Below are 5,204 nucleotides of genomic sequence, written 5' to 3' on the forward strand. Positions count from 1 at the left end.
CGGAGGCGATCTCGCGGTTGATCCGGCCGTTGATCATGATGGCGACGCGGGCCGCGACCTCGGTCGCGACGCCGACATTCTGCTCGACAAGCAGGACGGAGACGTCGCCGTCGCGCACGATCTGCAGCAGCAGCTCCTCGACCTGCGCGACGATCACCGGCGCGAGACCCTCGGTCGGTTCGTCCATGATGAGCACGCGCGGGTTCACCAGCAGCGCGCGCGATATCGCCAGCATCTGCTGCTCGCCGCCCGACAGCTGGCCACCCAGGCTGTCGCGCCGTTCCGCGAGGCGGGGAAAGGTCTGGAACACGCGGTCGACGGTCCACGCCCCGCCCGTCGCGATCAGGCGCAGATGCTCCTCGACGCTCAGCGACGGCCAGAGGCGCCGCCCCTGCGGCACGTAGCCGAGGCCGAGCTTCGCGATCTGGCCGGCGCGCAGCGTGGTCAGCTCCGTCCCATGCACGCGGATCGAGCCGCCGGCGCTGCGCAGCAGACCCATGATGGTCTGGCACAGCGTGGTCTTGCCCATGCCGTTGCGCCCGATCACCGACAGCACGCCGCGATCGAGCCGCAGATCCACGCCCTGCAGGACATGCGAGGGGCCGCGATAGACATGCAGGCCCCGCACCTCCAGCGCGGGCGTGCCGGCCGGGGTTGGAACCGCGTCAGGCATGGGCGCCGCCAAGGTACAGCTCCTGCACCTCCGGGTCGCTTTCGATCTCCTCCGGCCGGCCTTCCTTGAAGATGCGGCCGTTGTGCATCATCGTCACGCTGTCGACGACGCGCAGCGCCACGTCCATGTCGTGTTCGATGATGATGAAGCCGATATGCGGCGGCAGGGCGTTGAGGATCTCGAGCAGTTCCGACCGCTCGGTCGGCGACAGGCCGGCGGCGGGTTCGTCGAACAGAATGAAGCGCGGCGCCCCGGCGAGCGCGAGCGCGATTTCCAGCTGACGCTGCTGCCCATAGGCGAGTTCAGCCACCAGCAGGTCGCGCACCGGCACCAGATGCACGGCGTCCAACAGCTCCTCCGCCGCCTGCACCAGCGCGTCGGCGCGGCGCGGCGGCCGCATGGAAAAGCGCCCGCGCGAGACGCCGCGGCAGCCGAGATAGATGTTCTCAAAGACCGTCATGCCGGCAAAGAGCTGCGAGATCTGATAGGTGCGGCGCAGCCCCCGGCGGATGCGGTCCTGCGGCGGGAAATCCGTCACGTCCTCGCCGAAGAACCGGATCGTGCCGGAGGTCGGCGGGAAGTCGCCGGTGATGCAGTTGAACAGCGTCGTCTTGCCGGCGCCGTTCGATCCCAGCACCGCGCGCCGCTCGCCCGGCCGCACGCTGAGCGTGATGTCCGTCAGCGCCGCGAGCGCGCCGAACATGCGGGTGACACCGCGCAGCTCCAGCGCGTTGACCGCGCCCGCCGCCTGCAGCCGTTCCGCGACGCTGGCCATCACGCCGCCGCCCGTGGCCGGCCCCGCCAGCGTGCCCAGAGACCGAGCACGCCGTCGGGCGAGAAGAACACGATCAGCAGGAAGCCGAGGCCGATCAGCAGCTGGAACCGCTCCTGATTCAGCCCGACGAAGGTCAGCGCATCGGAGGCGAAGGTGCGCAGCAGCACGAAGATCAACGCGCCGATGAAGGCGCCGATCGGATCGCCGATGCCGCCGACCACCGCGATGACGAGGATGTCGACGACCGGCCCCACGCCCGCCGTGCCCGGCGCGATCTCGCCGTTCAGCCAGACCAGCAACACCCCGCCCACCGCCGCGATCAGCGACGCGATGGCATAGGCGGCGACGCGATGCGCCGTGACGTTGAAGCCGAGCGCCGCCATGCGGCGCGGATTGTCCCGCGCACCCTGCAACGCCAGTCCGAACGGGGTGCGGCGCAGGAAGACGGCGACGACATAGGCGAGCCCGGCCCAGAACAGCACGAGATAGTAGAACGCCACCGGCCGGCGCCAGTCGATGCCGAAGACATGCGGGACCGGGACGCTGTTGAAACCGGAGAACCCGTTGAAGATCGCGTAATTCTCGAGCGTCAGATAGAAGAACGCCGAGGCGATGGCGAGCGTGATCATGATCGTGTAGATGCCCGCCGTCCGCACCGCCAGCGCGCCGCTGACGGTGCCGAACGCGACGGCAATCAGGATCGCCGCGAGCACCGCCGCCCACCACGGCCAGCCCAGGCTGACAGTCGTGACGCCGCTATGGCCGAACACGGCGACCAGGTAGCCGGCGATGCCGGCGACCGTCATCTGCAGGAGCGAGACCATCCCGCCATAGCCCGCGAGCACGGTCAGCCCGAGCGCGATCATGCCGAGGACGAACGACCAGGCGAAGACCTGGACAAGAAAGAAGCCGTTGGCGACCAGCGGCATCAGCAGCAGCGCCGCGATGACCACCAGCGTCGGCGCGCGCAGCCCGAACACCACCGGCTCGCCGCGCGGACGACGACGCGCCGCGGCGGCGGCGGCCAGCAGCGCCATGCTCGCCCCGGCCTGTGCCGGCGCCACGTGCCGGCCGAGCAGCCCCGCCGGCCGGAAGGCGAGGACGGCCACCATGATGAGAAAGGTCAGCACGACCGAATAGGTCGGCAGGTAGACGATGCCCACCTGTTCCGACAGCCCGATCAGCAGCGCACCGAGCGCGGCCCCCGGGATGCTGCCCATCCCGCCCACGATCACCACGACGAGGGACGCCAGCAGGAAATGCGTGTCCTCGCCCGGCGCGAGCGACTGGAACGTGCCGCCGACGACGCCCGCGATCCCGGCGAGTCCGGCGCCGAAGGCGAACACCGCCGCGAAGATGAGCTGCACCGGCTTGCCGAAGGCGACCAGCATGTCCCGGTCATCGACGCCGGCGCGGATCATCATGCCGATGCGCGTCCGGTTCAGCGCCAGCCACATCAGCACGCCGATGACGACGGACGCGGCGAAGACCACCAGCCGCACGCGCGGATAGGTCAGCAGCACCGCGCTGCCGTCGCCGCGCGTCGCGACGACGATCGGCAGCTTGACGGCGCCGAGCAGGGAATCCGGCGCCTGTATCTGATAGAAGTCGCCACCGAACACCCACAGCATCAGGTCGCCGACGACAATCGAAATGCCGATCGTGACCAGCGTCTGCCGCAGGTCCTCGCCCTCCATGCGCCGGAACACGCCCCATTGCAGCAGCAGGCCCAGCAGGGCGGAGGCGGCGGCGGCGGCGACGAAGGCGAGCAGCCACGACCCGCTGGCCACGCCCACGACATACCCGACATAGCCGCCCAGAAGGTACAGCGTGCCGTGCGCCAGGTTCACGTTGCGCATCAGGCCGAAGATCAGCGTGAAGCCGCTGGCGACGAGGAAATACAGACCGCCGAGCGTCAGGCCGTTCAGCACGGCATTCAGCACCACCCGCTTGCGCCCCAGCACGGCGATCAGGCCGGCCGGCCACGCGCCGAACACCAGCCACGCGAGCAGCAGGATCAGGACGGCCACGACGGTCGCCCAGACCGGATGGCGCGCGATCACCCCGCCGCCGCCCGCGGCCGGCATGACGGCCGCCGTCCCCGGCGCGAAGGCCGCGCCCGCGCGCGGGGCGGGCGGTTGCGTTGCAAGGCGTTCGCTCATCCGGTGTGTGTCATCGCGCGTCCGTCCCGGTCCCGTCGTGACGCTAGGTCGGACGGTGGGGGCGGTCTTGCCAAATAATCTGATTCCCGCCGCGTTCAGGCGCCGAAGATGCGGGCGACGCGGCGATATTCGGTCGGCGACAGGCCGGTGTTGAGCGAGAAGAAGCGCGAGAAGCTGCTGGTCGAAGCAAAGCCGAGATCGAAGCCGATATCGGTGATCGGCTTCGGTGTCTCCGCCAGGTCCATCAGCGCGCGTTCCATGCGCATGGCATTGCGCACGAGGCCGGGCGTGGCGCCGATCTCGCTGCGGAACAGCTTGAAGAAATGCGCCCGCGACAGGCCGGCCCGCACCGCGATCGCGTCCAGTTCGACCGCGTTGCCGGCATCCTCCAGCATCAGCCGTATGGACCGCCGGATACGGCTGTCGCGCGCGTTCATCAGCCCGGCACCCTCGTCCGTCGGCGTGCCGGACTGCGCGAGGCATTCGCGCACGAGGTCGAGGAGCAACCCGTCGAGGCGCGTCGGCGCCGCTCCCGTCTCCAGCAAGGCGGCGATCTCCAGCACCCGGCGGCCGAGCAGCGGCACCATCTCGATCGTACTCTGCGCGAAGCGGAATCCCTGTCCGCACAGAAGACTGTTGGTCGCGAACCAGGACGGGCGGACATACAGCACCAGCATGAGGGTGCCGTCGCGGTGCGCCGGTTCCCATGCGTGCGGCTCCCACGGGTTGACCGCGACGCCGAACAGCGGCGACAGCAGCGATCGCCGCCCCGCGATTTCCAGCAGCCCGGGCGGTCCGTCCACGTGAAACAGCAGATGGCCGTCACGATGCAGATGCCGGGTCATCGGACGGTCGAGGTGGAACAGCACCGCGCGTCCGAACACACCGTGACAGATGGCCACCGCGTAGCTCAAGCGGCACGCCTGTCGCGCAGGTGGGTTGCTGCACTGCAGCCCACGTTTTCCCCCCGGCACAGAGGCCGACATTTTCTCGTTGCGGACCACGCGCCCTTCGCGTGAAAGGCACGCGTGAAACCGTGGCAGAAGCGATACTGAATGTAAAGCAAACCGTGCCGTCCCGTGCTCCGCTGTCCGGACAGTCCATTTCGCAGGTGCGAGAGACGCCATGGCCAGCCGGATACGCATACGCGGCGCGACGGTCGTCACGATGGACCCCGCGCTCGGCATCATCGACCCGGGCGACATCGTGATCGACCGGGGACGCATCGTCGCGATCGGCCGCGACCTGACGGACTGGGCGGTGACCGTGATCGACGGGCGGGGGATGATCGCCTTCCCGGGCTTCGTGAACGCACATCTGCATCTGTGGCAGACCGCGTTGCGCGGCATAGCGGCCGACTGGACGCTCGATCAGTATTTCGGCCGCGTGATCGGCGACATCGTGCGGCTGTACACGCCGGAGGACGCGCGCATCGGCAACCTCGCCGGCGCGCTCGACCAGCTCAACGGCGGGGTCACCACGCTGTTCGACTGGTGCCACATCGTCAACACGCCCGCGCACGCCGATGCGGCCGTGGATGGGCTGCTCGCGTCGGGCATACGGGCGGTGTTCGGCTACGGCACGCCGATGTGGC

At 69.4% G+C, this 5,204-nt stretch carries 5 protein-coding genes; 1 reads left to right on the forward strand and 4 read right to left on the reverse strand.

The genetic code is table 11. The annotated features are described in order from the left end of the window. The 4 genes from B8460_RS04465 to B8460_RS04485 all read right to left on the reverse strand — a co-directional run. The coding region (locus B8460_RS04465; protein WP_048860375.1) for an ABC transporter ATP-binding protein at positions 1-673 on the reverse strand (673 nt) is incomplete at its 3' end. Continuing rightward, on the reverse strand, positions 666-1,448 hold the full coding sequence (locus tag B8460_RS04470) for an ABC transporter ATP-binding protein (RefSeq protein ID WP_048860376.1): 783 nt from the start codon (positions 1,446-1,448) through the stop codon (positions 666-668). The genes B8460_RS04465 and B8460_RS04470, both read right to left, overlap by 8 nt. Continuing rightward, the gene (locus tag B8460_RS22820; protein WP_206742639.1) at positions 1,448-3,535 is read right to left on the reverse strand and encodes an ABC transporter permease; all 2,088 of its coding nucleotides are present in this window, start codon (positions 3,533-3,535) and stop codon (positions 1,448-1,450) included. Before B8460_RS22820 ends, B8460_RS04470 begins: the two co-directional genes overlap by 1 nt. A 170-nt stretch (positions 3,536-3,705) precedes the next feature. Next, complete coding sequence (locus B8460_RS04485) at positions 3,706-4,524, reverse strand: helix-turn-helix transcriptional regulator (RefSeq protein WP_048860377.1); 819 nt, start codon at positions 4,522-4,524, stop codon at positions 3,706-3,708. 211 nt (positions 4,525-4,735) lie between these two features. Here B8460_RS04485 and B8460_RS20820 point away from each other — a divergent pair. Next, positions 4,736-5,204: amidohydrolase family protein (locus B8460_RS20820; RefSeq protein WP_048860378.1), on the forward strand; the 469-nt coding region annotated here is incomplete at its 3' end.

This window comes from Acidisphaera rubrifaciens HS-AP3 (assembly GCF_000964365.1).
Lineage (GTDB): Bacteria > Pseudomonadota > Alphaproteobacteria > Acetobacterales > Acetobacteraceae > Acidisphaera > Acidisphaera rubrifaciens.